The sequence below is a fragment of the Bacillus sp. GBSW19 genome (assembly GCF_002998655.1).
Taxonomy (GTDB): Bacteria; Bacillota; Bacilli; order Bacillales; family Bacillaceae; genus Bacillus.
On record NZ_PVRF01000004.1, the window covers coordinates 130,247 to 153,739 of the forward strand.

19 protein-coding genes and 1 pseudogene are annotated in these 23,493 nt (G+C 40.6%); 13 read left to right on the top strand and 7 right to left on the bottom strand.

Annotation, left to right across the window (positions count from 1 at the left end; genetic code table 11):
• Positions 1 to 165 precede the first annotated feature (165 nt).
• On the bottom strand, positions 166 to 1,647 hold the full coding sequence (putP, locus tag C6344_RS16965) for a sodium/proline symporter PutP (protein ID WP_012009183.1): 1,482 nt from the start codon (positions 1,645 to 1,647) through the stop codon (positions 166 to 168).
• Positions 1,648 to 2,060: 413 nt separating this feature from the next.
• On the opposite strand from putP, the gene gatC reads away from it, so the two are divergent.
• From gatC to gatB, 3 genes are read left to right on the top strand one after another with little or no spacing between them, the layout of a single operon-like run.
• Complete coding sequence (gatC, locus tag C6344_RS16970) at positions 2,061 to 2,351, top strand: Asp-tRNA(Asn)/Glu-tRNA(Gln) amidotransferase subunit GatC (RefSeq protein WP_003213898.1); 291 nt, start codon at positions 2,061 to 2,063, stop codon at positions 2,349 to 2,351.
• Between the two features lie 14 nt (positions 2,352 to 2,365).
• Positions 2,366 to 3,823 carry an Asp-tRNA(Asn)/Glu-tRNA(Gln) amidotransferase subunit GatA gene (gene gatA / locus C6344_RS16975; protein WP_060595712.1) on the top strand — a complete coding sequence of 486 codons (1,458 nt, stop codon included), beginning with the start codon at positions 2,366 to 2,368 and terminating at the stop codon, positions 3,821 to 3,823.
• A 13-nt stretch (positions 3,824 to 3,836) separates the two neighbouring features.
• Entirely contained in the window at positions 3,837 to 5,267 is a 1,431-nt protein-coding gene (gene gatB, locus C6344_RS16980; protein WP_003214292.1) for an Asp-tRNA(Asn)/Glu-tRNA(Gln) amidotransferase subunit GatB, read from the top strand.
• Between the two features lie 181 nt (positions 5,268 to 5,448).
• On the opposite strand, the gene C6344_RS16985 is transcribed toward gatB, so the two are convergent.
• On the bottom strand, positions 5,449 to 6,294 hold the full coding sequence (locus C6344_RS16985; protein WP_060595713.1) for a TetR/AcrR family transcriptional regulator: 846 nt from the start codon (positions 6,292 to 6,294) through the stop codon (positions 5,449 to 5,451).
• Between the two features lie 131 nt (positions 6,295 to 6,425).
• Between C6344_RS16985 and C6344_RS16990 the strand changes: the two genes are divergently transcribed.
• On the top strand, positions 6,426 to 9,650 hold the full coding sequence (locus tag C6344_RS16990) for an efflux RND transporter permease subunit (protein ID WP_106073130.1): 3,225 nt from the start codon (positions 6,426 to 6,428) through the stop codon (positions 9,648 to 9,650).
• 228 nt (positions 9,651 to 9,878) lie between these two features.
• Here the strand turns inward: C6344_RS16990 and C6344_RS16995 are convergent, their stop codons facing one another.
• Positions 9,879 to 10,832 carry a nucleoside hydrolase gene (locus C6344_RS16995; RefSeq protein WP_106073131.1) on the bottom strand — a complete coding sequence of 318 codons (954 nt, stop codon included), beginning with the start codon at positions 10,830 to 10,832 and terminating at the stop codon, positions 9,879 to 9,881.
• 181 nt (positions 10,833 to 11,013) lie between these two features.
• On the opposite strand from C6344_RS16995, the gene C6344_RS17000 reads away from it, so the two are divergent.
• Together C6344_RS17000 and rlmD are read left to right on the top strand one after the other, a co-directional pair.
• Positions 11,014 to 11,922, top strand: a complete 909-nt coding sequence (locus tag C6344_RS17000) for a diacylglycerol kinase (protein WP_034664632.1) — start codon at positions 11,014 to 11,016, stop codon at positions 11,920 to 11,922.
• A 60-nt stretch (positions 11,923 to 11,982) separates the two neighbouring features.
• Positions 11,983 to 13,362 carry a 23S rRNA (uracil(1939)-C(5))-methyltransferase RlmD gene (gene rlmD / locus C6344_RS17005; protein ID WP_106071931.1) on the top strand — a complete coding sequence of 460 codons (1,380 nt, stop codon included), beginning with the start codon at positions 11,983 to 11,985 and terminating at the stop codon, positions 13,360 to 13,362.
• Positions 13,363 to 13,529: 167 nt separating this feature from the next.
• Here rlmD and C6344_RS17010 read toward each other — a convergent pair whose 3' ends face one another.
• Positions 13,530 to 14,090 (bottom strand): hypothetical protein, encoded by a 561-nt coding sequence (locus C6344_RS17010; protein WP_106039470.1) that lies wholly within the window; start codon positions 14,088 to 14,090, stop codon positions 13,530 to 13,532.
• Between the two features lie 788 nt (positions 14,091 to 14,878).
• Between C6344_RS17010 and C6344_RS17015 the strand changes: the two genes are divergently transcribed.
• Both C6344_RS17015 and C6344_RS17020 read left to right on the top strand, forming a co-directional pair.
• The gene (locus C6344_RS17015) at positions 14,879 to 15,850 is read left to right on the top strand and encodes a tRNA dihydrouridine synthase (protein ID WP_060595718.1); all 972 of its coding nucleotides are present in this window, start codon (positions 14,879 to 14,881) and stop codon (positions 15,848 to 15,850) included.
• 110 nt (positions 15,851 to 15,960) lie between these two features.
• Positions 15,961 to 16,410 (top strand): annotated as a pseudogene (locus C6344_RS17020) (SMI1/KNR4 family protein); the annotation flags it as partial.
• Between the two features lie 132 nt (positions 16,411 to 16,542).
• On the opposite strand, the gene C6344_RS17025 reads toward C6344_RS17020, so the two are convergent.
• On the bottom strand, positions 16,543 to 17,307 hold the full coding sequence (locus tag C6344_RS17025) for a MurR/RpiR family transcriptional regulator (RefSeq protein WP_106073132.1): 765 nt from the start codon (positions 17,305 to 17,307) through the stop codon (positions 16,543 to 16,545).
• Positions 17,308 to 17,455: 148 nt separating this feature from the next.
• On the opposite strand from C6344_RS17025, the gene C6344_RS17030 reads away from it, so the two are divergent.
• A complete protein-coding gene (locus C6344_RS17030) occupies positions 17,456 to 19,045 on the top strand; it encodes an alpha-glucoside-specific PTS transporter subunit IIBC (protein WP_106073133.1) in 1,590 nt (529 codons plus the stop codon).
• A 17-nt stretch (positions 19,046 to 19,062) separates the two neighbouring features.
• Positions 19,063 to 20,391, top strand: a complete 1,329-nt coding sequence (locus C6344_RS17035; protein ID WP_106073134.1) for a 6-phospho-alpha-glucosidase — start codon at positions 19,063 to 19,065, stop codon at positions 20,389 to 20,391.
• 146 nt (positions 20,392 to 20,537) lie between these two features.
• On the opposite strand, the gene C6344_RS17040 is transcribed toward C6344_RS17035, so the two are convergent.
• The gene (locus tag C6344_RS17040) at positions 20,538 to 20,912 is read right to left on the bottom strand and encodes a hypothetical protein (protein WP_106039467.1); all 375 of its coding nucleotides are present in this window, start codon (positions 20,910 to 20,912) and stop codon (positions 20,538 to 20,540) included.
• A gap of 181 nt (positions 20,913 to 21,093) precedes the next feature.
• Here C6344_RS17040 and C6344_RS17045 point away from each other — a divergent pair, with 181 nt between their 5' ends.
• Together C6344_RS17045 and C6344_RS17050 are read left to right on the top strand one after the other, a co-directional pair.
• The gene (locus tag C6344_RS17045; RefSeq protein WP_034664606.1) at positions 21,094 to 21,531 is read left to right on the top strand and encodes an Rrf2 family transcriptional regulator; all 438 of its coding nucleotides are present in this window, start codon (positions 21,094 to 21,096) and stop codon (positions 21,529 to 21,531) included.
• A gap of 64 nt (positions 21,532 to 21,595) precedes the next feature.
• On the top strand, positions 21,596 to 22,510 hold the full coding sequence (locus tag C6344_RS17050) for an NAD(P)/FAD-dependent oxidoreductase (protein ID WP_106073135.1): 915 nt from the start codon (positions 21,596 to 21,598) through the stop codon (positions 22,508 to 22,510).
• Positions 22,511 to 22,520: 10 nt separating this feature from the next.
• On the opposite strand, the gene C6344_RS17055 is transcribed toward C6344_RS17050, so the two are convergent.
• A complete protein-coding gene (locus C6344_RS17055) occupies positions 22,521 to 22,730 on the bottom strand; it encodes a hypothetical protein (RefSeq protein WP_106039464.1) in 210 nt (69 codons plus the stop codon).
• A gap of 113 nt (positions 22,731 to 22,843) precedes the next feature.
• Between C6344_RS17055 and C6344_RS17060 the strand changes: the two genes are divergently transcribed.
• Complete coding sequence (locus tag C6344_RS17060) at positions 22,844 to 23,491, top strand: DUF3885 domain-containing protein (RefSeq protein WP_106073136.1); 648 nt, start codon at positions 22,844 to 22,846, stop codon at positions 23,489 to 23,491.
• The last annotated feature ends 2 nt before the right edge of the window (positions 23,492 to 23,493 follow it).

Below are 23,493 nucleotides of genomic sequence, written 5' to 3' on the forward strand. Positions count from 1 at the left end.
GTATCGCTCCTTCACTTCATGTACGTTTCACTCATGTATATGATCTTCTCACAGCCCATATGGCTGCACAACTCTTATTTTATTCAGAATCAGAAGAAAGAAAAGCTTTTTATTTTATTTAAAAAAGAGAGTCATCCGCATAAGGCAGATGACCCTTCATGTTCTTTATTTTGTTTCTTCTTCAAGATGATTTTCCATTTTGGTAAAAAGCTTCTTAGAAGCTTTAGATGGTTTATTGGTCAAGAGGCTGACAATGATGGCAGTCAAACCACTCAAAATAAATCCGGGAACCATTTCGTACAAGCCAGTTGTATTATTCAAGCCAGTTGAAATCCATGTTAAGACAACAACTGCTCCTACAACCATTCCTGCTAGTGCACCGTGATGGTTCATACGCTTCCAATATAGGCATAGAAGGATAACTGGACCAAATGAAGATCCAAAGCCTGCCCAAGCATAACCAACAAGGTCAAGAATGGTATCACTTGGATTAAGTGAAAGACAAAGCGCGATAATGGCAACGACTAGTACAGACATACGTCCAATCATCACCAGTTCTTTGTCTGACGCTTTCCTTCTAAAGAAGGTCCGGTATAAATCCTCTGTCATTGCACTTGCAGTCACGAGCAGCTGTGAAGAAATCGAACTCATAATCGCAGCTAAAATGGCAGAGAGTAAAAATCCAGTAATATACGGATGGAATAACACCTTAGAAAACACAATAAAGATGGTTTCTGGGTCTGCTAAAGTGGTACTAGTCTCATGTACATAAGCTACACCGACTAATCCAACAGACAGTGAACCAATGACAGACACAATCATCCAGCTCATACCGATACGACGTGCTGGCTTTAAATCTTTTACGGTCGTAATGGCCATAAATCGAACAATGATGTGCGGCTGTCCAAAGTAACCAAGCCCCCATGCTAAGAAGGAAATAATGCCAATGACGCTCGTTCCTCTGAATATATCAAGCAATTTTGGATCAATTTGTTGTATATCTTGATACGTGGCAATTGGACCACCTAATTGAGTAAAGGCAACGATCGGCACGAGCACTAATGCTAAAAACATAATGGCCCCTTGAACAAAATCAGTTAAACTAACTGCCAAAAAGCCGCCGAATAAAGTGTATAGGATCACGATACTAGAGGTTAAAATTAAACCAAACATATAATTCGCACCAAACGCAGATTCGAATAAACGTCCGCCAGATACCATACCTGATGAGGTGTACAGTGTAAAGAAAATCATAATAATGACAGCTGAGACAGCTTTTAATAAAGTAGAAGAATCTTTAAATCGTTTGTCAAAAAAGTCTGGAATGGTGATCGCGTCATCAGCAACCTCTGTATACGATCGTAAGCGAGGAGCTAAGAATAGATAATTCAAGTAAGCTCCACTAATCAAACCAACAGCAAGCCATCCTGACGAAAGTCCTGTTGTATACATCGCGCCTGGAAGTCCCATAAGCATCCAGCCGCTCATATCTGAAGCACCAGCAGATAGAGCTGTCACGTAAGGACCTAGCCCGCGTCCGCCTAACATATAATCATTCAAGTCATTTGTTTTTCTAAATGCATACCAGCCAATGGCCAGCATTCCAATAAAATAAATAGATAGAGAAATTCCAATCTCAATACTCATGTTTCCATATCACCTTTTTCGTATTAATTTGACATCACCTCATTCAAAATATAAAACACAGAACATCTGATATAGCTGTCTGCTCACTGCTATGGTTACTTAACCTATCAGAGTATTCCCGACTGATCAACCTTCTTAAACCTCCTTCTTACATAAAAAAATGCGTGAATTATTGATGAGAATCCATATGTAAGCGTTACCAATAATATTTAAAAGAAAAAATTTTCTGAGAAATAATCAATTCCTGATACAAATCATTTTCATACTTTCTGGTTTTAAAGGGGGATTGGGTGAATGGCTACCTTCTCAAGCCTCCGCAAAGTTGCTTTAGAACAGTAAAATTTGATATGATAAAGTGTATATGACTTATGATCATGACCATGAACACGTATCATTTTTGGAGGTGAACCTGCATGTCTAGAATTTCAATAGAAGAAGTAAAGCACGTGGCGCATTTGGCACGGCTTGCAATCACAGAAGAAGAAGCTGAAATGTTTACTGAACAGCTTGATAGCATCATTTCATTTGCAGAGCAGTTAAACGAGGTAGATACGGAAAACGTTGAACCAACAACACACGTATTAAAAATGAAAAACGTCATGAGAGAAGATGTTCCGAATAAAGGTCTTTCCATTGAGGCAGTCATCAAAAACGCGCCTGATCATAAAGACGGCTATATTCGTGTGCCATCAATTTTGGACTAAAGGAGGCCTGAGACATGTCACTGTTTGATCACAAAATTTCTGAATTAAAAGAGCTTTTACATAAAAAGGAACTGTCTGTTTCTGATTTAGTGGATGAGTCTTATAAACGAATCAATGAAGTAGACGGGAAAGTACAAGCATTCCTTGCACTGGACGAAGAGAAAGCTCGTGCGTATGCAAAGGAATTGGACGAGGCAGTTGGTGAAAAGGACGAGCTTGGTCTATTGTTCGGTATGCCAATCGGTGTGAAAGATAACATCGTCACAAAGGATTTACGTACAACAGCATCTAGTAAAATCCTGCAAAACTTTGATCCTATTTATGATGCAACGGTTGTCAATCGTCTGAGAGATGCGGAAGCAGTCACAATCGGTAAATTAAATATGGACGAATTTGCGATGGGATCTTCTACAGAGAACTCAGGCTACAAAGCAACGAAAAACCCGTGGAATTTAAACACTGTTCCAGGTGGATCAAGTGGTGGCTCAGCAGCTTCTGTTGCAGCAGGTGAAGTACCATTCTCACTTGGATCAGATACAGGCGGTTCGATTCGCCAGCCGGCATCATTCTGCGGAGTTGTGGGACTGAAGCCGACATATGGCCGTGTATCTAGATACGGTTTAATCGCATTTGCTTCATCATTAGATCAAATTGGGCCGATTACGCGTAACGTAGAGGACAACGCATACGTACTTCAAGCGATTGCTGGTGTCGATCAAATGGACGCAACGAGTGCAAATGTCGACGTGCCAGATTTTCTTTCTTCATTAACTGGAGACATCAAAGGCATGAAAATTGCAGTGCCAAAAGAATACCTTGGAGAAGGTGTTGGCGAGGAAGCAAAAGAGTCTGTTCTCAAAGCGTTAAAAGTATTAGAAGGACTTGGTGCAACATGGGAAGAAGTGTCTCTGCCGCATTCTAAATATGCGCTTGCGACTTACTACTTACTGTCTTCTTCAGAAGCATCTGCGAACCTTGCGCGCTTTGACGGCATCCGCTATGGCTACCGTACAGATCATGCCGACAACCTGATTGATTTATATAAAAATACACGTTCAGAAGGCTTTGGAAACGAAGTGAAACGCCGCATCATGCTTGGGACATTCGCTCTTAGCTCAGGATATTATGATGCATACTATAAGAAAGCACAAAAAGTCCGTACATTGATCAAAAAAGACTTCGAAGATGTTTTTGAAAAGTATGATGTCATTGTAGGGCCAACAACGCCAACTCCTGCATTTAACATTGGAGAAAAGACAAGCGATCCACTGACTATGTACGCGAACGATATTTTAACGATCCCTGTGAATCTTGCAGGCGTTCCAGGAATCAGTGTGCCTTGTGGATTTGCAAATGGTCTTCCGTTAGGACTGCAAATCATCGGCAAGCACTTTGATGAAGGAACGGTTTACCGCGTGGCTCACGCTTTCGAGCAAGCAACAGATCATCATAAAGCAAAACCTGAACTGTAAGGGGTGAATCAGAATGAACTTTGAAACGGTAATTGGACTTGAAGTCCACGTTGAGCTAAAAACACAATCGAAAATTTTCTCCAGCTCGCCGACACCTTTTGGTGCAGCTGCCAACACGCAAACAAGTGTCATTGACCTTGGATATCCTGGCGTACTGCCTGTATTGAACAAAGAAGCGGTAAACTTTGCGATGAAAGCGGCCATGGCGCTGAACTGTGAGATCGCAACAGATACAAAATTTGACCGTAAAAACTACTTCTATCCTGATAACCCAAAGGCGTATCAAATCTCTCAATTTGATAAACCGATCGGTGAAAACGGCTGGATTGAAATTGAAGTAGAAGGCAAAACAAAACGAATCGGTATTACGCGTCTCCATTTGGAAGAGGATGCAGGTAAACTGACGCACACAGGCGACGGATATTCACTAGTCGATTTCAACCGTCAAGGCACACCGCTTGTTGAAATCGTATCTGAGCCAGACATTCGCACTCCAGAAGAAGCGTATGCGTACTTAGAAAAACTAAAATCCATTATTCAATATACAGGCGTTTCTGACTGTAAGATGGAAGAAGGCTCACTTCGCTGTGATGCCAATATTTCACTTCGTCCGATCGGCCGTGAAGAGTTTGGAACGAAAACAGAGCTCAAGAACTTGAACTCGTTTGCTTTCGTACAAAAAGGTCTTGAATTCGAAGAGAAACGCCAAGAGCAAGTATTGCTATCTGGTGGCTTGATCGAACAGGAAACGCGCCGCTATGACGAAGCGTCTAAAAAGACGATCCTTATGCGTGTCAAAGAGGGCTCAGATGATTACCGCTACTTCCCAGAACCAGATTTGGTGGAGCTGTACATTGATGACGAGTGGAAAGAACGCGTAAGAGCATCCATTCCAGAGCTTCCAGACGAGCGCCGCAAACGCTACATCGATGAGCTTGGACTTCCTGCATATGATGCCATGGTGCTGACGCTGACAAAAGAAATGTCTGATTTCTTTGAAGCAACCATTTCAGAAGGTGCAGAAGCGAAGCAAGCTTCAAACTGGCTGATGGGTGAAGTATCTGCCTACTTAAACTCAGCTCAAAAAGAGCTGGAAGATACTAAGCTAACGCCGCAAGGCCTGGCTGGTATGATCAATCTCATCGAAAAAGGAACGATTTCTTCTAAGATTGCCAAAAAGGTATTCAAAGAGCTCATTGAAAATGGAGGAGACGCAGAAACAATCGTCAAAGAAAAAGGACTTGTCCAAATTTCTGACGAAGGTGCACTGCTCAAACTTGTCACAGAAGCACTTGATAACAACCCGCAATCCATCGAAGACTTTAAAAATGGAAAAGACCGCGCGATTGGTTTCTTAGTCGGACAAATCATGAAAGCATCGAAGGGACAAGCAAACCCGCCGATGGTCAACAAGATTCTCCTAGAAGAAATCAAAAAACGCTAAATAGCAAAAACCGCCTCATGAGAAGAGGCGGTTTTTTTGCTTGAAAGGACAGGGTCTTATCATAGATTCAGACCACCGCCGTATATCAATTCGGAGATTCTTTTCTTATAATGAAGTATAAGCGAAAGTGCACATTCGAAGGGGGATAAAGGTGAACTAACCGGAAAAACAGCACGTAATATTATTGAAGAAACAGCTTCAATTGTTCCACTACTTTTAAGACAGCAGGGTCCTCACACTTTTCTAAATTCGTCAGCATCCCTTGAATGACTGGCTTACGAGGCTCAGTTTTCACCAGTTCTTCTTCAATGACTTCAATGGATACAAGGGTATCATCAGAAAGCAGATGCTCAAGCTTTAACAAACGAAGCTCCTCTTGAAGGGAAGCAGCACTCGGCGCTTCATCGTCCCAAATGGTCTGCTTCAGGATCGGTTTCGTCTGAGAACGAAGCAAGCCTTGGACCAAATCATCGAATCGTTCGAGTATAAAGGAAGAGAGCTCATCAAATGATAATTGCATCTGATCTTGTAAAAGCAGGACCTGCACATACGATTGGATGATTCCTTGAATCATGACTGACAGGTCAGTTATATATGGCTCGATCTCCTGTCCATAAGTGGTCAAGATGGAAATTTGAATTTCATCATTCATTTGCTTTTTCACTGTTTTTGAATACTTTTTAATTTGCTGGTTTTCTGGAATAATGTTCTCGCTGAGGATCAAAATGATAAAATCCTTGTTCTCAGCAAAATGCTGAAACTGTTCAGCGATTTGTTTCTGGAAGATCTTTCTCGGCGCGAGATGCTGATTCTCTTTTCGAATCGTTTCAATACTTTGCATAGAAGTGTCGATATAATATTCAAAGGCTCGATTGAAAAGCTGTTCTTTTGATTTGAAATGTAAATAAAATGCGCCTTTTGATATTCCGCACTCATCTGCAATTTCCTGAATGGTCGTAGAAGAAAAACCCTTTTTCGCAAACAACTGGATGCTTGCTTTAATGATTTTTTCTTTTTTTTCGTTCATGAAATAAGGCCCCTTCAGCTTTAGAATGTTACGTCAAACGCAAGTGAAATGGTTGACGGCATTGTATATCACCGTTTATTATGATATAGAATGACCAGTCAGTCAATACATAAAGGAAAATGGAGGACATAATGAATTCGATCATCAATTTTGTATTAAAGAATAAGTTCGCTGTATGGCTCATGACGATTATCGTAACAGTTGCTGGTCTATATGCCGGATTGAATATGAAACAAGAATCAATCCCGAATATCAACACTCCAGTCATTACGGTTTCTACAACGTATCCTGGCGCAACGCCGGACGAAGTATCAGATAAGGTGACCGACCCAATTGAGAAGTCTATTCAAAACCTCAACGGAGTCAATGTGGTCACATCCAATTCATTTGAAAATGCCTCATCTATTCAAGTCGAGTACGACTATAACAAAGACATGGATGAAGCAAAGAAGGAAATTGAAGATGCGATTAGCAATATCAATTTTCCGGAAAATGCAGAAAAACCAAAAATTGCACGCTTTAGCATCAACGCGATTCCAATCTTAGCACTCAGCGTCTCTGGTGATAAAGAATCACTAGAAGACCTTACACAGAAAGTAGAAAACGACCTTGTTCCTTCTCTTGAAGGATTAAACGGTGTCTCTTCTGTCGAAGCTTCAGGACAGCAAATCAAAGAAGTAGAATTTTCTTTTAAACAAAAGAAATTGAAAGAATACGGTTTAGATGAAGAAACCGTCCAAAACATGATCAAAGGCTCTGATGTCAACGTACCATTAGGTCTATACACATTTGGCAACAAACAAAAATCAGTTGTCGTGGACGGCAATATTTTAAGCGTCAAAGATTTGAAAAACATGCGAATCCCTGTCACACCAAGTGCAAGCGGCGGTGCTGGAAGCGCTGGAGCTGGGGCACCATCCAGCGGCGCTGAAAACCCAGGTGCGCAAGGTGCAGAGCAGCAGGCTGGAAATGCTAGTCAACAGCAAGCAGCAGCTCAGCAGGAAACTGGTGGAGGAGCAGCAAGCGGTCAAACTGTAGAGCTGCCGACGATCAAGCTTTCTGAAATTGCGGATATTAAAGTAGTAAAAGATGCAGAATCGATCTCTAGAACGAATGGAAAAGACAGCATCGGTCTGCAAATTGTCAAAGGCTCTGATGCCAATACCGTGAGTGTGGCAGAAGAAGTGACAAAAGAGCTTGAGAAATTCAAAAAAGACAACAAAGGAATCAAAGTAAGCACGACATATGATCAAGCAGAGCCGATTAAAGAGTCTGTCAGCACAATGCTAAACAAGGCAATCATCGGAGCAATCTTTGCGATCATTATCATCCTATTGTTCCTTCGAGATATCAAATCAACATTAATCTCGGTCATCTCCATTCCGTTATCTCTGTTGATTGCTGTTTTATTATTAAATCAGCTTGATATTACATTAAATATCATGACACTTGGTGCCATGACCGTCGCCATTGGACGTGTGGTCGATGACTCGATTGTGGTCATAGAAAATATCTATCGACGAATGGCGTTAAAGGATGAACCGTTAAAAGGCAAAGCACTCGTCAGAGAAGCCACAAAAGAAATGTTTATCCCGATCATGTCTTCGACAATTGTGACCATTGCGGTATTCTTACCGTTAGCATTAGTAGGTGGAATGATTGGTGAACTATTCATCCCATTTGCCCTAACGATTGTGTTTGCTTTACTTGCTTCACTGCTTGTCGCCATTACGATTGTTCCAATGATGGCACACAGTCTATTTAAAAAGAACCTGTACGGCACAGCGAAAAAGGTAAAAGAGCATAAACCAAGCAAGCTTGCTGGCGGTTATAGACGTGTACTCAATTGGACACTGAACCATAAATGGATCACATCAGGAATTGCCATTCTTATGCTTGTTGGAAGCTTATTCTTAGCACCACTTGTCGGTGTCAGCTTCTTACCACAGCAAGCAGATAAGACGGCGATGGTGACATATACACCTGAACCTGGACAAACGAGAGAACAAGCAATCGATGAAACGAAAAAAGCAGAAGAATACTTGTTCAAACGTGACCATGTCAATACTGTTCAATATTCACTAGGTTCTTCAAATGCGCTTACAGCAAGTGTAGGCGGCAACTCGAACGGTGCGTTATTCTTCGTACAATATGATGAAGACACGCCAAACTTTGATAAAGAAAAAGATAAAGTGGTCAAAGCCCTGCAAGACAAAACGTCTAAAGGGGAATGGAAATCACAAGACTTCTCATCTGCTGGCGCAAGCAATACAGTAACGTACTATGTCTACGGTGACAAAGTAAGCGATATTGAAGGCACAGTAAAAGATGTCGAGAACATCTTAAAAGATGAGAAAAACTTAAAAAATGTCAGCACAAGCTTATCTGAGAAATACGATGAATATACGTTTAATGCAGATCAAGAAAAACTGGCGAAGCTGGGTCTAACTGCTTCACAAATCGCTCAAGCGATTGCTCCTCAAAATAGTGAAACAACACTGACGAAAGTCACAGAGGACGGCAAAGAACTTGATGTGAAGCTTCAAACCGAAAAAGACGAATATAAGAGCAAAAAAGATTTAGAAAATAAAAAGATCACAACACCAACAGGACAAGAAGTCCGGATTGGTGATGTCGTAAAAGTAAAAGATGGTACGACAGCAAATACGGTGACAAAACGTGATGGAAAAATCTACGCAGAAGTGTCTGGTGACATGACAACAGACAACGTCTCAAGTGTGACACAGGATGTTCAGAAGAAAGTCGACAAGCTTGATGTGAAGTCTGGCGTAACGATTGACACAGGCGGCGTAAGTGCGGATATTGAGGAATCCTTTACACAGCTTGGACTTGCAATGCTTGCAGCGATTGCCATTGTGTACCTCGTTCTCGTCATCACATTTGGCGGAGGTCTTGCACCATTTGCAATTCTCTTCTCACTTCCATTTACGATTATTGGCGCACTCGTTGGATTGTTTTTAGCAAAAGAAACCATCAGCTTAAACGCTATGATTGGATTGCTCATGCTGATCGGGATCGTTGTGACAAATGCCATTGTGCTGATTGACCGCGTCATTCATAAAGAAAAAGAAGGTCTTTCAACAAGAGAAGCTTTACTTGAAGCAGGTACAATAAGATTACGTCCAATCTTAATGACTGCACTTGCGACGATCGGTGCACTGCTGCCACTCGCATTAGGATTTGAAGGCGGAAGCCAGATCGTATCAAAAGGACTTGGCGTGACCGTGATCGGCGGTTTAACAAGTTCTACACTTCTCACATTGGTCATCGTCCCAATCGTGTATGAAATTTTAAGCAAGTTCAGACGTAAGAAAAAGTACGCTGAAGAAGAATAAGAGGGAGCCCCGCTCATTGGCGGGGCTTTCAGCGTCTAGACAAACCCTCATTCCTTGTCAGTCCTGTGCTCCGGTGCTCACGAATGTTCAATTCGCTCCGCTCCGGTGCTCGTCCTTCCTAGACTTCAAAGGTTTTCTATCACGCTGAAAAAAGACAAAGGACTAAAATAAAGATCATTTTAGCCCTTTGTCAATAATCTGGAATCCCCGCTCATTAGCGGGGATTTTTTATGTTGAAATCTGACAAACAGCTTTTCTCATGAGCTCTTCAAATGCTTGGAAAAAGGCATCACGATCGACATGGTCAATCACTTGTATTGACTTTCCATCTGGATGTTCTTCTGTACGTCCTTGCTTTGGCGTCTCGGTATAAACGATCGCGCCCACTTCCTTTGAACGGGTAAATGATGAAGAAGCAAGTGTCATCGTTGTCAGCACGTCCCATAGGTAATAGGTCGAATTCGTTTCAAGATGAATGAGCGGTGGACAAAAGGCGTAGCACTGACCAATAAAATCAATTCCAATGTGAGAACGAAGGGAAGCCCAGCGCTGACGCACATCAAGTGTAAGCGGAACTTGATTCGTGCTTTCAAGTGCGACCATTTCAATAGGAAAGCGTTCCTTGAAGACAGTGCTGACAGCATAAGGATCCCAAAATGCATTCCATTCTGCTGTCCCATCATGCTCGGGTTCCTCAACATTGCCTTTTTCAAGAAACGTACCGCCCATCCACACCAATTTTTCAATTTTATTAGAGATTGAAGGATCTTCTTCTAAGGCGCGAGCAAGGTCTGTGAGCGGACCTGTAAAGAGCAGCGTGACAGGTTCTGCTGCCTTTTTAACGGTTTCGATTAAATGAAGGTGTGCTGGAAGCTTGGACACTTTTGTATCTACAATGCCTTTCTCGTTTAGAATAGGTAAGGCATCTACATAAAAAGCATGCATGCGCCACTCTTTCGGAAAAGGATTGACGCCTCTAGAATTTGAAGCAGCGATTTCAATTTCATAGGGGCTAAATCGATCAATGATTTTTTGAGACGCACTGAGAGCAGGCTCTAAATAACAATCAGCAGGAATCACAGACGTCCCGATCACTTTCAGATGTTCCATTTGAAGGAGAAGAAATAACGAGACGAGGTCATCAACACCGCCATCATGATTAAAATAGACAGGCTTTTTCATCGCATACCATCCTTTAGAGCGTTTTCTTTTATCTTATCAGAATGCTTTCTTGTTGAGTGAAATGTGACAGGAGATTTCTCATATTAGCTGGTTGTTCTGTTGCCATTTTCAAATCTCATAGTATAATTAAAGGTTGTTAGTGGTGAAAATAGATTGCATAATGAATATAGGATGATGATGAATGAAACGTGCTCGAATTATATACAATCCGACATCTGGGCGTGAACTCTTCAAGAAGAATTTGCCGCAGGTTTTGCAAAAATTTGAACAAGCTGGCTATGAAACATCTTGTCATGCAACCACATGTGCAGGAGATGCGACACAAGCAGCTGAAAAAGCTGCACAGAGAGACTTTGATTTAATTGTAGCAGCAGGTGGAGACGGCACGATCAATGAAGTCGTCAACGGACTAGCACCGCTTGAAAAAAGACCAAAACTAGGAATCATTCCTGTTGGAACAACAAATGACTTCGCAAGAGCACTTGGCATTCCACGAGAAGGTGTTTTAAAAGCGACAGATGCCATTATTGATGGTGTAGCGAAGCCGCTTGATATCGGTAAAGTCAACGGCCATTATTTTATTAATATTGCAGGCGGCGGCCGGTTAACAGAGCTCACTTATGAAGTGCCTAGTAAGCTGAAGACAATGCTTGGACAGCTTGCTTATTATTTAAAAGGCATGGAGATGCTTCCTTCTATCCGCCCGACAGAAGTCGAAATTGAATATGACGGCAAATTGTTTCATGGAGAAATCATGCTGTTTCTTGTTTCACTCACAAATTCAGTAGGCGGCTTTGAAAAGCTAGCGCCAGATTCCATTTTAGATGATGGAATGTTTGACCTGATTATTTTAAAGAAGGTCAATTTAGCAGAAGCCATTCGAGTAGTCAGCCTTGCACTACGAGGCGAGCATATTCATGATAACAATGTCATCTACGCAAAAGCGAATCGCGTGAAGGTAGATGTAAAAGATAAAATGCAATTAAATTTAGATGGCGAATTCGGCGGCATGCTGCCAGGTGAATTTGAAAACCTGTATCGTCATATAGAATTTATAGTGCCAAAAGCAACAGCTGAAAAAATAGGGTAGAGATTGAACTTGGTTCCTTATGGCGCCAAGTTTTTCTTTGCAAATGAGGTGATAAAATTGGTGAAAATGAAACCGCCTGTTGAAAAGAATGAATACTACAATGTAACCTTCGAAGACTTAACGCACGAAGGTGCAGGTGTAGCGAAAATTGAAGGGTTCCCTGTCTTTGTACCGAATGCCCTTCCTGACGAACAAGGGAAAATCAAAGTCACACGTGTCAAAAAAGGATTTGCTTTTGGACGACTCATGGAGCTGACAAAGGAAAGTCAGCACAGGCAAGATGCGCCATGTCCTATCTACAAGCAGTGCGGAGGCTGTCAAATTCAGCATATGAGCTATGAAGGCCAGCTGCTATTTAAACAGAAACAAGTAAAGGACGTTTTAGAGCGGATCGGCAAGCTTGATATGAGCCGTGTAAAAGTTCATTCTGTACTAGGCATGGAAGACCCTTGGAATTACCGAAACAAAGCACAAGTTCCAGTTGGCGAACGGGAAGGCGGACTTGTTGCAGGATTTTATCAGCAGCGTACCCATGAAATCATCGATATGAAAAAATGTTTGATCCAGCAATCAGAAAATGACGAAGTGGTACAGGCGGTAAAAGACATATGCAATGCGTTTGGCATTAAAGCATATAACGAAGAGCGGCACAAAGGCTGGCTGCGTCATGTCATGGTTCGCTACGGTATTGCAACAGGTGAAATGATGGTTGTGTTTGTCACTAGAACGGCTGACTTTCCGCAAAAGCAGGAGGTGATTGAGCAGATTATAGCACGCTTCCCACATGTTCGGTCAATTGTGCAAAACGTGAATTCAAAGAAAACAAATGTCATTTTCGGAGATGAAACGACCGTTTTATGGGGAGAAGAATACATTTATGACACGATTGGCGACATCAAATTTGCCATTTCAGCCCGCTCGTTTTATCAAGTGAACCCAGCTCAAACAAAAGTGCTTTACGACAAAGCGCTTGAATATGCAGAGCTGCAAGGTGAAGAAACCGTGATTGATGCGTATTGCGGAATCGGTACGATTTCCTTATTTCTCGCCCAAAAAGCAGGCAGAGTATATGGCGTAGAAATTGTGCCAGAAGCAATTGAAGACGCAAAACGCAACGCTGCCTTAAACGGAATCAACAACGTCGAATTCGCAGTCGGTGAAGCAGAAACCGTCATCCCAAATTGGTATAAAGAAGGCATCAAAGCAGATACCCTCGTCGTCGACCCGCCAAGAAAAGGCTGTGACGAAGCACTGCTTGACACCATTTTAAAGATGAAACCAAACCGAGTTGTGTATGTTTCCTGTAACCCCGGGACGCTTGCTCGTGATTTGCGTATTCTTGAAGAAGGCGGGTATGTGACAGAGGAAGTGCAGCCTGTGGATATGTTTCCGCATACGAGTCATGTGGAGTGTGTGGCAAGTCTTGTGATTAATCATTAATGTATTGAAAGACATCCCGATTTCGAGAAAAACATCGATATCAGGATGATGCATAGGCTTTCTGCTGATAGCATCTATGGTCCAAAGATTAAAGCAGCAGTGTTAGAAAAGCGGTATAAAATAATATCTAAGAGTAAATAGCCCCCTGTCCTTTATTGGATGGGGGGCTATTCTTCTATGTTTTTCTGATTTTTTTGATCAAGCGCAGAGGATATAATATCAAGTCCGATGTATAAAAAGCTAACAAAGAAAGATAAAATCAATACACCATTTCCCCATATAGAAACTTCAATTTTCTCCAAATTTAGTACATATTTAATCGTGAAGTAAATAAGAGCCCACGAAGCAAAAAATTCTAAAATATAAGTTATCCATATTGGGACCTTCAACAAAAAAATGATTCCTTTCCCTATAAATAAAACTATAAATGACCAAAAAATCACGATGATGCTGACTAACAATGAAAAGGTAATCAAAGAGAAAAATGAATCATAAGTGATGTATTCACCGAAAAGAAAATTCACTCCCAATGAGACTAGATAAAGCATAACAGTTGGAAGGGCAATAATGAAACTTAGGGAAAAAAATATTAGTAAAATAAGAAGAACGGCAGCAATAGCGCCAGGGGCTTCATCTACAACGTTTTTCTTTCTTAAAAAAGTATAGAGTATGATAGACACTAAAAGGAGTATTAAAAAAGTCAATGAAATCACGTAAGAAAAAGACATGAATACCTCCATAAAAAAGCGCTATTAGAAACTAATAGCACTTATTGTTTATTTAAACAAGATTAATAATGAATTTTGCCAAAGTTTTAGTAACATCTCTAGGAGAGCCTATTTAAGCATTAGTGAACTGTTTTTCTGTCCACTTTTCCCCTTTATCCATTACTTTTGCGATTTGGCAGAATTCTTTCTGATCTAAGCAGCAACTTTTAAGAAAAACCAGTGAAATATTTCTAAAATTCGTATAGGTCTTTTAAGAAAATCACTCTTATTATGCAATACACAAAAATTGTAACAAAAACCATATTAAGAATGAATTGTATCTTAGTACTGTATTTTATATAACGTGATATATTTTGAATAGAGAATATCTAAAGTTGAAAAAGTTAAGTATCAGTTTAACAATTTTTTCTGTGTTATTCGCTGCCGGTTGGTCGCTTGATAAAATCATTACTTCTAATACTTATCATGTAACAGAAAAGGCAATTACAATTTAAAAAGCCCCTGCATAGGGCTTTTTTATTTGAATATCTTTTTTATTAGTTTGCCAGATGCATTACCTGCTGCCCGTCGCATGACACGTTTTCCAGTAGTACCTTTTTGAACGGCGTTTACGTCTTCTCAAATTTTTGATATTTTATAAAGTGCTGATAGCATTTTGTTAATGTTCATTTTATGCTCCTTTTGCATTGAATCCTTACTAAAGTATATAATGATAAAAATTGCTGAAAGATTTTATAGAAGAAACATGCCCTTTAAGGCGCTATGTCATGAGAGGAATTGGATGAAAGATGAGTAAAAATTTCTGGCGTGATTTACCACGGCCATTTTTTATATTAGCACCAATGGAAGAAGTGACAGATGTTGTGTTTCGTCATGTTGTGAGTGAGGCGGCGAGACCTGATGTGTTTTTTACAGAGTTCACGAACAGCGAGAGCTATTGCCATCCGGATGGGATTCAAAGTGTGAAGGGGCGTTTAACCTTTACAGAGGATGAACAGCCGATTGTTGCTCATATTTGGGGAGACAAGCCTGAGAACTTTAGACAAATGAGCATTGGAATGGCGGAGTTAGGATTTCAGGGGCTTGATATTAATATGGGCTGTCCTGTCCCGAATGTCACACAAAATGGGAAGGGCAGTGGATTGATTCTACGCCCAGATGTTGCGGCAGAGCTGATTCAAGCGGCAAAAGCTGGGGGACTGCCTGTCAGTGTGAAAACAAGACTTGGTTTTACAGAAATCGATGAATGGCGCGATTGGCTTAGACACATTTTGGAGCAAGACATTGTGAACTTATCGATCCATCTTCGTACTAGAAAGGAAATGAGCCAGGTGGATGCGCATTGGGAGCTTATTCCTGAGATTATAAAACTGCGTGATGAAGTAGCACCTGATACTCTTTTGACCATCAATGGTGATATTCCTGATCGTCAAACGGGCTTAAAGCTCGCTGAGCAGTATGGAGTGGACGGAGTGATGATTGGGCGCGGGATTTTCCATAATCCATTTGCCTTTGAAAAAGAACAGAAGGAGCATACGAGTGATGAGCTGCTAGGTCTTTTAAGGTTGCATCTTGATCTACATGATCAATATTCATCACTAGGCTTGCGTCCATTCAAGGCACTGCACCGTTTCTTTAAGATTTATGTGAAAGGATTCAGAGGAGCGAGTTTCTTAAGAAATCAATTAATGAACACATCATCAACAGATGAAGTGCGTGCAATGCTGGATGAATTTGAAGCGAGAAATAAAGAACAATAACGATTGAAAAGAGGAGGGGAAGCCCTTCTCTTTTTTCTATGAATAGGACTATTAAACTAGTCGTCTCAAATGGTAAGATAAGATAGAAATAACAATTGGAGGTATTTTATTTGAAATCATTTTGGGATAAAGACAGAGAAAGTGAAGAGACATTTAAGAAAATCAATGAGAAAGGAATTGCAAAAGCGGAAAAGAAGCTAGGCGTCATCCTGCCTGATACATATAAGAAACTTATTCTTGAACAAAATGGCGGTTATACCTTGCATAATGCTTTTCCAACGGACCAGCCGAATGGATGGGCAGAGGATCATGTGTCATTTGATCATTTAAGAGGAATTGCTAAAAATGAAGGCATTATGGATAGTGATTATTTAATAGAAGAATGGGAATTGCCTGAGGGACTTGTGCTGCTTTGTGGGGATGGTCATACGTGGATTGCATTGGATTACAGAGTAACAAAGGAGCATCCGCCAATTCATTACTTTGATCTAGAATATGAGACGGATTTCAAATTAGCGGATTCGTTTGATGAATTGCTTGCTGGGCATTATACTGCTGAATAACATTGAGCAGTCATCACTTATTTCAGAAAAATATTTTGGTGTTTTTTGAGAGAGACAAAAGTGTCTCTCTTTTTTATGAAGCAAAATGAATTATTTCACCACTTCACTCCAAAACTGTACCTGTTATTTTTAAGTCCTATTATTCAATTGGTTCCATTTCCACTCACTAAATTTTCTGACGATCATATCTACCACAATGTAAAATGGCAGAAAGCTTGAGTTGTCCACTTTGTTATACAAAGGAAACGGGGTGCTGCTTACATAGATGTTAAACATGGCATTTTGCGCGAGGAGGTTATTCCTCAATGTGGTCATGCTGATAAATTTGATATGTCTCGTTTTCACCAATTGAATGATTTCATCTAAATTCTTCGATTCGCCTGATAAAGAAATGATAAATAAAAGGTCATCCTCACCAAATTCAACGATTCCATCTGTTAAGTCTCGCTTACTTCGCAAAACTTGAGATTTCTTATGCAGTGACCATAACTGTCGTTGTACATCATTGGCCAAATCGAGCTGAGCTGTTCCTGTACCATAAATATAAATATACGATGCGCGATCAATCAGTTGATTTAATTGATGAAAGTCCAGCTGCTCCATATATTTCCTTGTCTGCTGGATATCTTGATCGAGCAGCTTCATTAAATCTTGTGTTGTTTCTTCAGTATGATTATTCAATTTCACATAAGACTTTAAGTCACTGTAGCCGTCGAAGCCTATTTTCTTGGCAAGCCGATGGATGGATGAGATGGAAGTATGAGCATAATGAGCAAGATCCTGAATTTTCATTGTCTTCATTTCTTCAAGGTGATCGTGAATCGTTTTAATAATGTGCAGATCATTCTTATTTAAATCTTCGAAGTATTCATTTACCAACTTGTCCAATATCATGCGATGTGCCCTCCAACATGAAAATATTTTCTTCCTGTGAAAATATAATCTAATGTTACAACTTGATTTCTAAATACGTCAAATCTATTGGTTTTTGAAAGCGCTACCTTTACAGTGGTCTTATGGATCAAACAAAGGGGTTATGCTTATGAATGCAATCAAGCGATTTGGTAGTGCTATGGTAGTTCCTGTACTTTTATTCGCATTTTTTGGTATTGTTGTAGGCCTTGCGACTTTATGTAAGAATCCAGCGATTATGGGGGAAATGGCTGCAGAAGATACGATGTGGTATAAGGTTTGGGCACTGATTGAAAGCGGGGGATGGACGATTTTCAATCATATGGAGCTGGCATTTGTGATTGGCTTGCCCATCTCTCTTGCAAAAAAAGCGCAAGCACGTGCTACGCTCGCAGCTTTGATGATTTATCTTGTGTTTAACAATTATATTCATGCTATTTTGACACTTTGGCCGTCCACTTTTGGTGTAGATTTATCGCAAGGTGTCGAGAACGTAGCGGGTGTAAAAGAAATTGCGGGTATACCTACGCTAGATACAAGTATCATTGGTGCGGTTATGATATCTGGAATCGTGATTTGGATCCATAATCGTTTTTATGATCAAAAGCTGCCTGAAATGCTTGGCATTTTCCAAGGGCTTGTATTTGTTGTCATCATCGGATTCTTTGTAATGATTCCTATTGCTTTTATCGTTGCTTTTGTATGGCCCTATGTTCAGCAAGGGATTCAATCTCTCCAAGGGTTCATGTCACAGTCTGGATATATCGGTGTCTGGCTGTTTCATTTCTTGGAAAGGGTGTTAATTCCAACAGGACTTCACCATTTTATTTATACACCTTTTGAGTTTGGTCCAGCGGCTGTAAATGGGGGGTTAAAACCATATTGGATTGCTCACTTAAATGAATTTGCGACCTCAACTTCCGATTTGAAAAATCTTTATCCATACGGATTTTTACTGCATGGAAATATTAAGATGTTCGGCTGTTTAGGGATAGCTCTAGCGATGTATTTTTCTACCCCGAATGAAAATAGAAAAAAGGTTTTGGCATTGGTGTTACCCGCCACATTAACAGCAATATTTGCCGGAATTACAGAACCACTTGAATTTACATTTCTATTTCTCGCACCTTATTTATTTGTCATACATGCACTTCTTGGAGCGACCATGGTGACAATCATGAATATGTTTGGTGTTGTCGGAATGATGGGTTCCGGGCTGATTGAAATAGCTGCATTGAACTGGATTCCGCTCTCTTCAAATCATGGAGGGGTTTATCTGATCCAAGCAATGATTGGATGTCTATTTACAGCATTGTATTTTGTCATATTTAGATGGATGATTGTGAAATTTGATATTCCATTACCAGGTCGAAAACATGAGGAGGAGACTAGGCTATATACAAAACAAGATTATGAGAATGCTAATAAAAAGGGTCATGACAAAAAGGAAGCGCCCGTTTATGCGTCTGAGTATGAAGAGAAAGCCGTTTATTTCTTAGAAGGCCTTGGCGGTAAAGAAAACATTAAAGATGTGACAAACTGTGCCACGCGTCTGCGTATTACAGTGTTTGACCCTAGCTTGGTGAAAGATAGGGAATACTTTACAAAAAATAAACGGGCACACGTAATGGCTAAGAGTGGTCAAAGCATTCAAATCATTGTTGGCTTAAGTGTACCGCAAGTGAGAGAGTCGTTTGAGACAAAACTTTCATTAGATTGAAAAAGGAGCTGGATATCATGAAAAAAACATTTAATATTACCATTGCTGGAGGCGGAAGTACATTTACACCAGGGATCATTTTGATGCTGTTAGACTATCTAGAGGAGTTCCCAATTCATACAATTAAACTCTATGATAATGATGAAGCTAGACAAAAAACGATTGCAGATGCATGTGAGATTATGTTAAAAGAACGAGCACCAGAAGTGCGATTACTGGCAAGCACGGACCCAGAAGAAGCTTTTACTCAAGTCGATTTTGTGATGGCACATATCCGTGTCGGCAAATATGCAATGCGTGAATTAGATGAGAAAATTCCATTGAAGCATGGAGTCGTCGGACAGGAAACATGCGGTCCAGGCGGAATAGCTTATGGAATGCGGTCCATTCCAGGTGTATTAGAACTTGTCGATTATATGGAAAAATACTCACCTGAAGCTTGGATGTTAAACTATTCTAACCCTGCAGCGATAGTAGCAGAGGCAACACGTAAGCTAAGACCGAATGCCAAGATTTTAAATATATGCGATATGCCAATTGGAATCGAAGAATTGATTGCAAAGAATTTAGGCTTAACTTCACGTAAAGAACTAGAAGTAGATTACTATGGTTTGAATCATTTTGGCTGGTGGACAGATATTAGAGATAAAGCAGGAAATAGCTTAATGCCTGAGGTGATTCAGCATGTAAGCCAGCATGGTTATGCAACAGATGGAACATCTGAACTAGAACAGCAGAAGAGCTGGAACAGCACATTAAAAAAGGCTAAAGATATTCAAGCACTTGATCCAAAAACGGTACCGAATACGTATTTGAAATACTATCTATTTCCAGATGAAGAAGTGGCACATTCAAATATAGCGTTCACGCGTGCCAATGAAGTGATGGAGGGGCGGGAAGCTTTTGTTTTTAGTGAATGTCAGGCCATCATTGATAAAGGGAGTGCGAAGGAAACAAAGCTAACCATCGATGAACACGCTTCCTATATCGTTGATTTAGCAAGAGCCATTGCTTTTAATAAAAAAGAACGGATGCTGATGATTGTAGAGAACAATGGCGCCATCATGAACTTTGACCCAACAGCCATGGTCGAAATTCCTTGTATCGTTGGCAGCAGCGGTCCAGAAAAATTAGTGGTTGGAGAAATTCCTAGATTTCAAAAAAGTCTCATGGAGCAGCAAGTTGGCGTAGAAAAATTAGTAGTAGAAGCATTTGAAGAAGGTTCCTATCAAAAACTATGGCAGGCCATCACATTATCGAAAACGGTGCCGAGTGCTAAAGTAGCAAAAGATATATTAGACGACTTAATTGTGGCAAATAAAGCATTTTGGCCAGAGTTAACATAACATGAGAATAAGCAATATGGGCGTTACATCGCTCATATGCTTAATTGTTTTTTCAACCATGTATTCCGCTTTTTTGGTGATGGCGACAAAGCGGTTTTCACTGGGTACTAAAAGACCCCCTCGTCAAAAAGGGGGTCATCATTTCCTTACTCTGCACTCTCCTCAACCTCACGGCTATCCTCTGTTTCACCAATATAAATTGGACCGTTTGCGTGGTCGAGTCGGATTGGCCATTCGTATGGAATTTGAAGTCGTTTAGCAATACCTCTCCAGAATTTTGTAGAATCATATTCGAATTCTTGGAAGTCTTTTAATAAGTCTTTGTAAGACGAGCCATCAAATTGAATGAACATATCTTGAAGGCGCATGAACGCGACATGTCTCACTTCTAATGCTGCCGCAGCTTCCATTTCTTCTTCTGTTGCTTCACCAATGATTGTTCCTGCGGGCGGAAGCATGTCGTATACATTGAATTCCTCTTCTTCTTCTTCGTGTGCTGCATTGTGCTGTTGATCTGACATTTTCTTCACTCCTTCTAGTTTTCATCAAAATTTTATTCGTGCTTACCTTTATTATCGGAAGAAAATGCGAAATGTGGAATGAAAAAAGAAGCAGATCCACAACACTTGCTTTTTCTTCTTGAATCTTTTATGATCAATTACAGATATAAAAGGTCTATAATAGATAGAAAGGAATGTTCCTATGAAATATTCTAAAGCGACCAACTATGCACTTCATACGATGGTGTTTTTAACTCTTGCGCCGAAGGGGAAAGCAATTGGCGTTGAGCCTCTTGCTAAAATGCAAGATCTTTCACCCACCTATTTATCTAAAATTTTAACAAAGCTTGTAAAGGCAGGATTGATTGAATCAACACCTGGTGCAAAAGGTGGTTACGCCATTATGAAACAGAAGGAAGACATTTCGTTTTTAGACGTCATTCAGGCTGTAGAAGGGCAAACGAATTTGTTTCGCTGTTCTTTAGAGCATGATTCTTTCATGCCTCATGATGACTGTTTGATTGAACAGGTCATGCAGGATGTTGAAACAAAAATGCAGGAGACGTTAAGTCAAAAGCGGTTAGTTGATATTGCAAGCCAAATTGAGCAGACAGAAAAGAATCCATTTTTCAACATGTGATTTTTTTGAACTAATTATAGATATTAAGAGTCTTTAAAATCTTTAATAAAAAGGAGAGATTTACATGTTATTAGATTGTGCCATTATCGGAGGCGGGCCAGCCGGATTAAGTGCAGCACTTGTTGTGGGGCGGGGCAGAAAACAGGTCATTGTATTCGATGACGAGATGCCAAGAAATCGAGTGACACAGGAATCACATGGATTTATTACAAACGATGGAATGACACCGTTTGAGATCAGACAAGCGGGAGAGGCAGATATTCAAAACTACCCTCATATTCAAATAAAGCGAAGCAGAATTGTTGAGATACAAAACAATGAGGACAACTTTACGTTACTGACACAAGAGGGAGAAAGATTCGAAGCGAAGAAAATCATATTGGCAACAGGACTTCAGGATATACTGCCAGAGATTAAGGGAATTCATGACGTGTATGGAAAGACGTTGTTTAGCTGTCCTTTCTGCGATGGCTGGGAGCTAAAGGACAAGCCGCTTGCCCTAATTGCTGAGAATCCACGCGCCTTGCATATGGCTAAACTTCTTTCCAATTGGACAAAGGATTTGATCGTGTTTACGAATGGGCAGCAAGTGTTAGCTGAAGAGGAGAAGGTACTGCTATCAGCACATTCTATTCAAGTCATTGATGTACCGATTATGTCAATCGATCATGACAATGGGCAGCTGCACTCTCTCCAACTTGCGAATGGGGAGACAGTGACAAGAGAAGGGGGTTTTGTCGCAAGTGATTTCAAGCAGTCAGCTCCATTTGCTGAAAAACTTGGCTGCCAAATGACGAAAAATGCGGGCATTGAAACAGATATTCTTGGACGTACAACCGTCAGCGGTGTCTTTGCATGCGGTGACAATTTAGGCGGCCCTGCTCAGCTTGTACTTGCAGCAGCTGCTGGAAGCCAGGCAGGAATGGGCGTCATCCATGAACTTGTGCAAGAGGAATTTCAACAAAAAACATCTCTATGAAAAGAGATGTTCAGCGATGAGCGGTTTTCCGTTTTGCTAAGACGTGAGCTGCCCATTCAAAAAGTGCGTAGATGACAAAGAAGATAAGGATCCAGCTGCTGGCATCGACCCATACATTGGTGATATGAATGATGTTCGCCTGATCAAGTCCAGTCTGTACCCACATAGTGATCAGTGCTGTAAGGAACACTTGTAAAAACCTTGTTGATGTTTTTTTCAATTGGTCACACCTCCATCTCTTTCCATCATATAAGAAATGACAGTTTATTTCCAATTGTATTTCCATCAGTTTCAACGGTAAAATAATAAATAAAACCAATGGAAGGACATGAGATGAACGATCAAACCAATAGTTTTTTAAAAAGTCATTTTCCTGATCTTGTCCTCACACCGTCCCTTTTTTATCAATGGCCTTTTGGGCTTCGCTTTGAAGTGGCAGATTGGTCATTAGGAGAAGAATCAGTTGTATTAGAAAAAGCAGGGGATCGTGCTTTGAAAATTGTCAGATATGCTTTTGATCCAGAAGACGATATTCTGTTTGTCACGGATGTCTATACGCAGCATGAACATGAATTAATGAAGCAAAAGCTCCTAGTTTATCAGAAATATGTCCGCCGGCAAGTACGCAATCGCTTGCGTCACGAGCTTTTGACCTATGTTAGACCAGAACTAGATGAGCCACTGACATTGGAGAGATTTACCTTGACTTGTCGGCTGCAAGATATTCGATTGCGTCCACTTCTACAAGCCATGTGCCGAGAGGATTTCTATGCACCGAATCAAATCATGAAGGGGAAGCTTGATTATGAAATTTATCTCATCAATCTCTCGAAACAGATGATTTTCCACTTATATGATGATCGAGGCTGTGATCTCATAGCGTCAGATTCTGAGCGTCTTCGGCCAGTCTATGAGGGCTTACAGCACTGGCTATTAGACTATGATCGTGCTCAGATGGACAGGCTGTTTGCAAAGAAATAAGA

Excerpts from the sequence above, each read along its gene's own strand:
- putP (WP_012009183.1), bottom strand. The coding sequence starts at position 1,647 with ATGAGTATTGAGATTGGAATTTCTCTATCTATTTATTTTATTGGAATG.
- gatC (WP_003213898.1), top strand. The coding sequence starts at position 2,061 with ATGTCTAGAATTTCAATAGAAGAAGTAAAGCACGTGGCGCATTTGGCA.
- gatA (WP_060595712.1), top strand. The coding sequence starts at position 2,366 with ATGTCACTGTTTGATCACAAAATTTCTGAATTAAAAGAGCTTTTACAT.
- gatB (WP_003214292.1), top strand. The coding sequence starts at position 3,837 with ATGAACTTTGAAACGGTAATTGGACTTGAAGTCCACGTTGAGCTAAAA.
- C6344_RS16985 (WP_060595713.1), bottom strand. The coding sequence starts at position 6,294 with ATGAACGAAAAAAAAGAAAAAATCATTAAAGCAAGCATCCAGTTGTTT.
- C6344_RS16990 (WP_106073130.1), top strand. The coding sequence starts at position 6,426 with ATGAATTCGATCATCAATTTTGTATTAAAGAATAAGTTCGCTGTATGG.
- C6344_RS16995 (WP_106073131.1), bottom strand. The coding sequence starts at position 10,832 with ATGAAAAAGCCTGTCTATTTTAATCATGATGGCGGTGTTGATGACCTC.
- C6344_RS17000 (WP_034664632.1), top strand. The coding sequence starts at position 11,014 with ATGAAACGTGCTCGAATTATATACAATCCGACATCTGGGCGTGAACTC.
- C6344_RS17010 (WP_106039470.1), bottom strand. The coding sequence starts at position 14,090 with ATGTCTTTTTCTTACGTGATTTCATTGACTTTTTTAATACTCCTTTTA.
- C6344_RS17015 (WP_060595718.1), top strand. The coding sequence starts at position 14,879 with ATGAGTAAAAATTTCTGGCGTGATTTACCACGGCCATTTTTTATATTA.
- C6344_RS17025 (WP_106073132.1), bottom strand. The coding sequence starts at position 17,307 with ATGATATTGGACAAGTTGGTAAATGAATACTTCGAAGATTTAAATAAG.
- C6344_RS17030 (WP_106073133.1), top strand. The coding sequence starts at position 17,456 with ATGAATGCAATCAAGCGATTTGGTAGTGCTATGGTAGTTCCTGTACTT.
- C6344_RS17035 (WP_106073134.1), top strand. The coding sequence starts at position 19,063 with ATGAAAAAAACATTTAATATTACCATTGCTGGAGGCGGAAGTACATTT.
- C6344_RS17040 (WP_106039467.1), bottom strand. The coding sequence starts at position 20,912 with ATGTCAGATCAACAGCACAATGCAGCACACGAAGAAGAAGAAGAGGAA.
- C6344_RS17045 (WP_034664606.1), top strand. The coding sequence starts at position 21,094 with ATGAAATATTCTAAAGCGACCAACTATGCACTTCATACGATGGTGTTT.
- C6344_RS17050 (WP_106073135.1), top strand. The coding sequence starts at position 21,596 with ATGTTATTAGATTGTGCCATTATCGGAGGCGGGCCAGCCGGATTAAGT.
- C6344_RS17060 (WP_106073136.1), top strand. The coding sequence starts at position 22,844 with ATGAACGATCAAACCAATAGTTTTTTAAAAAGTCATTTTCCTGATCTT.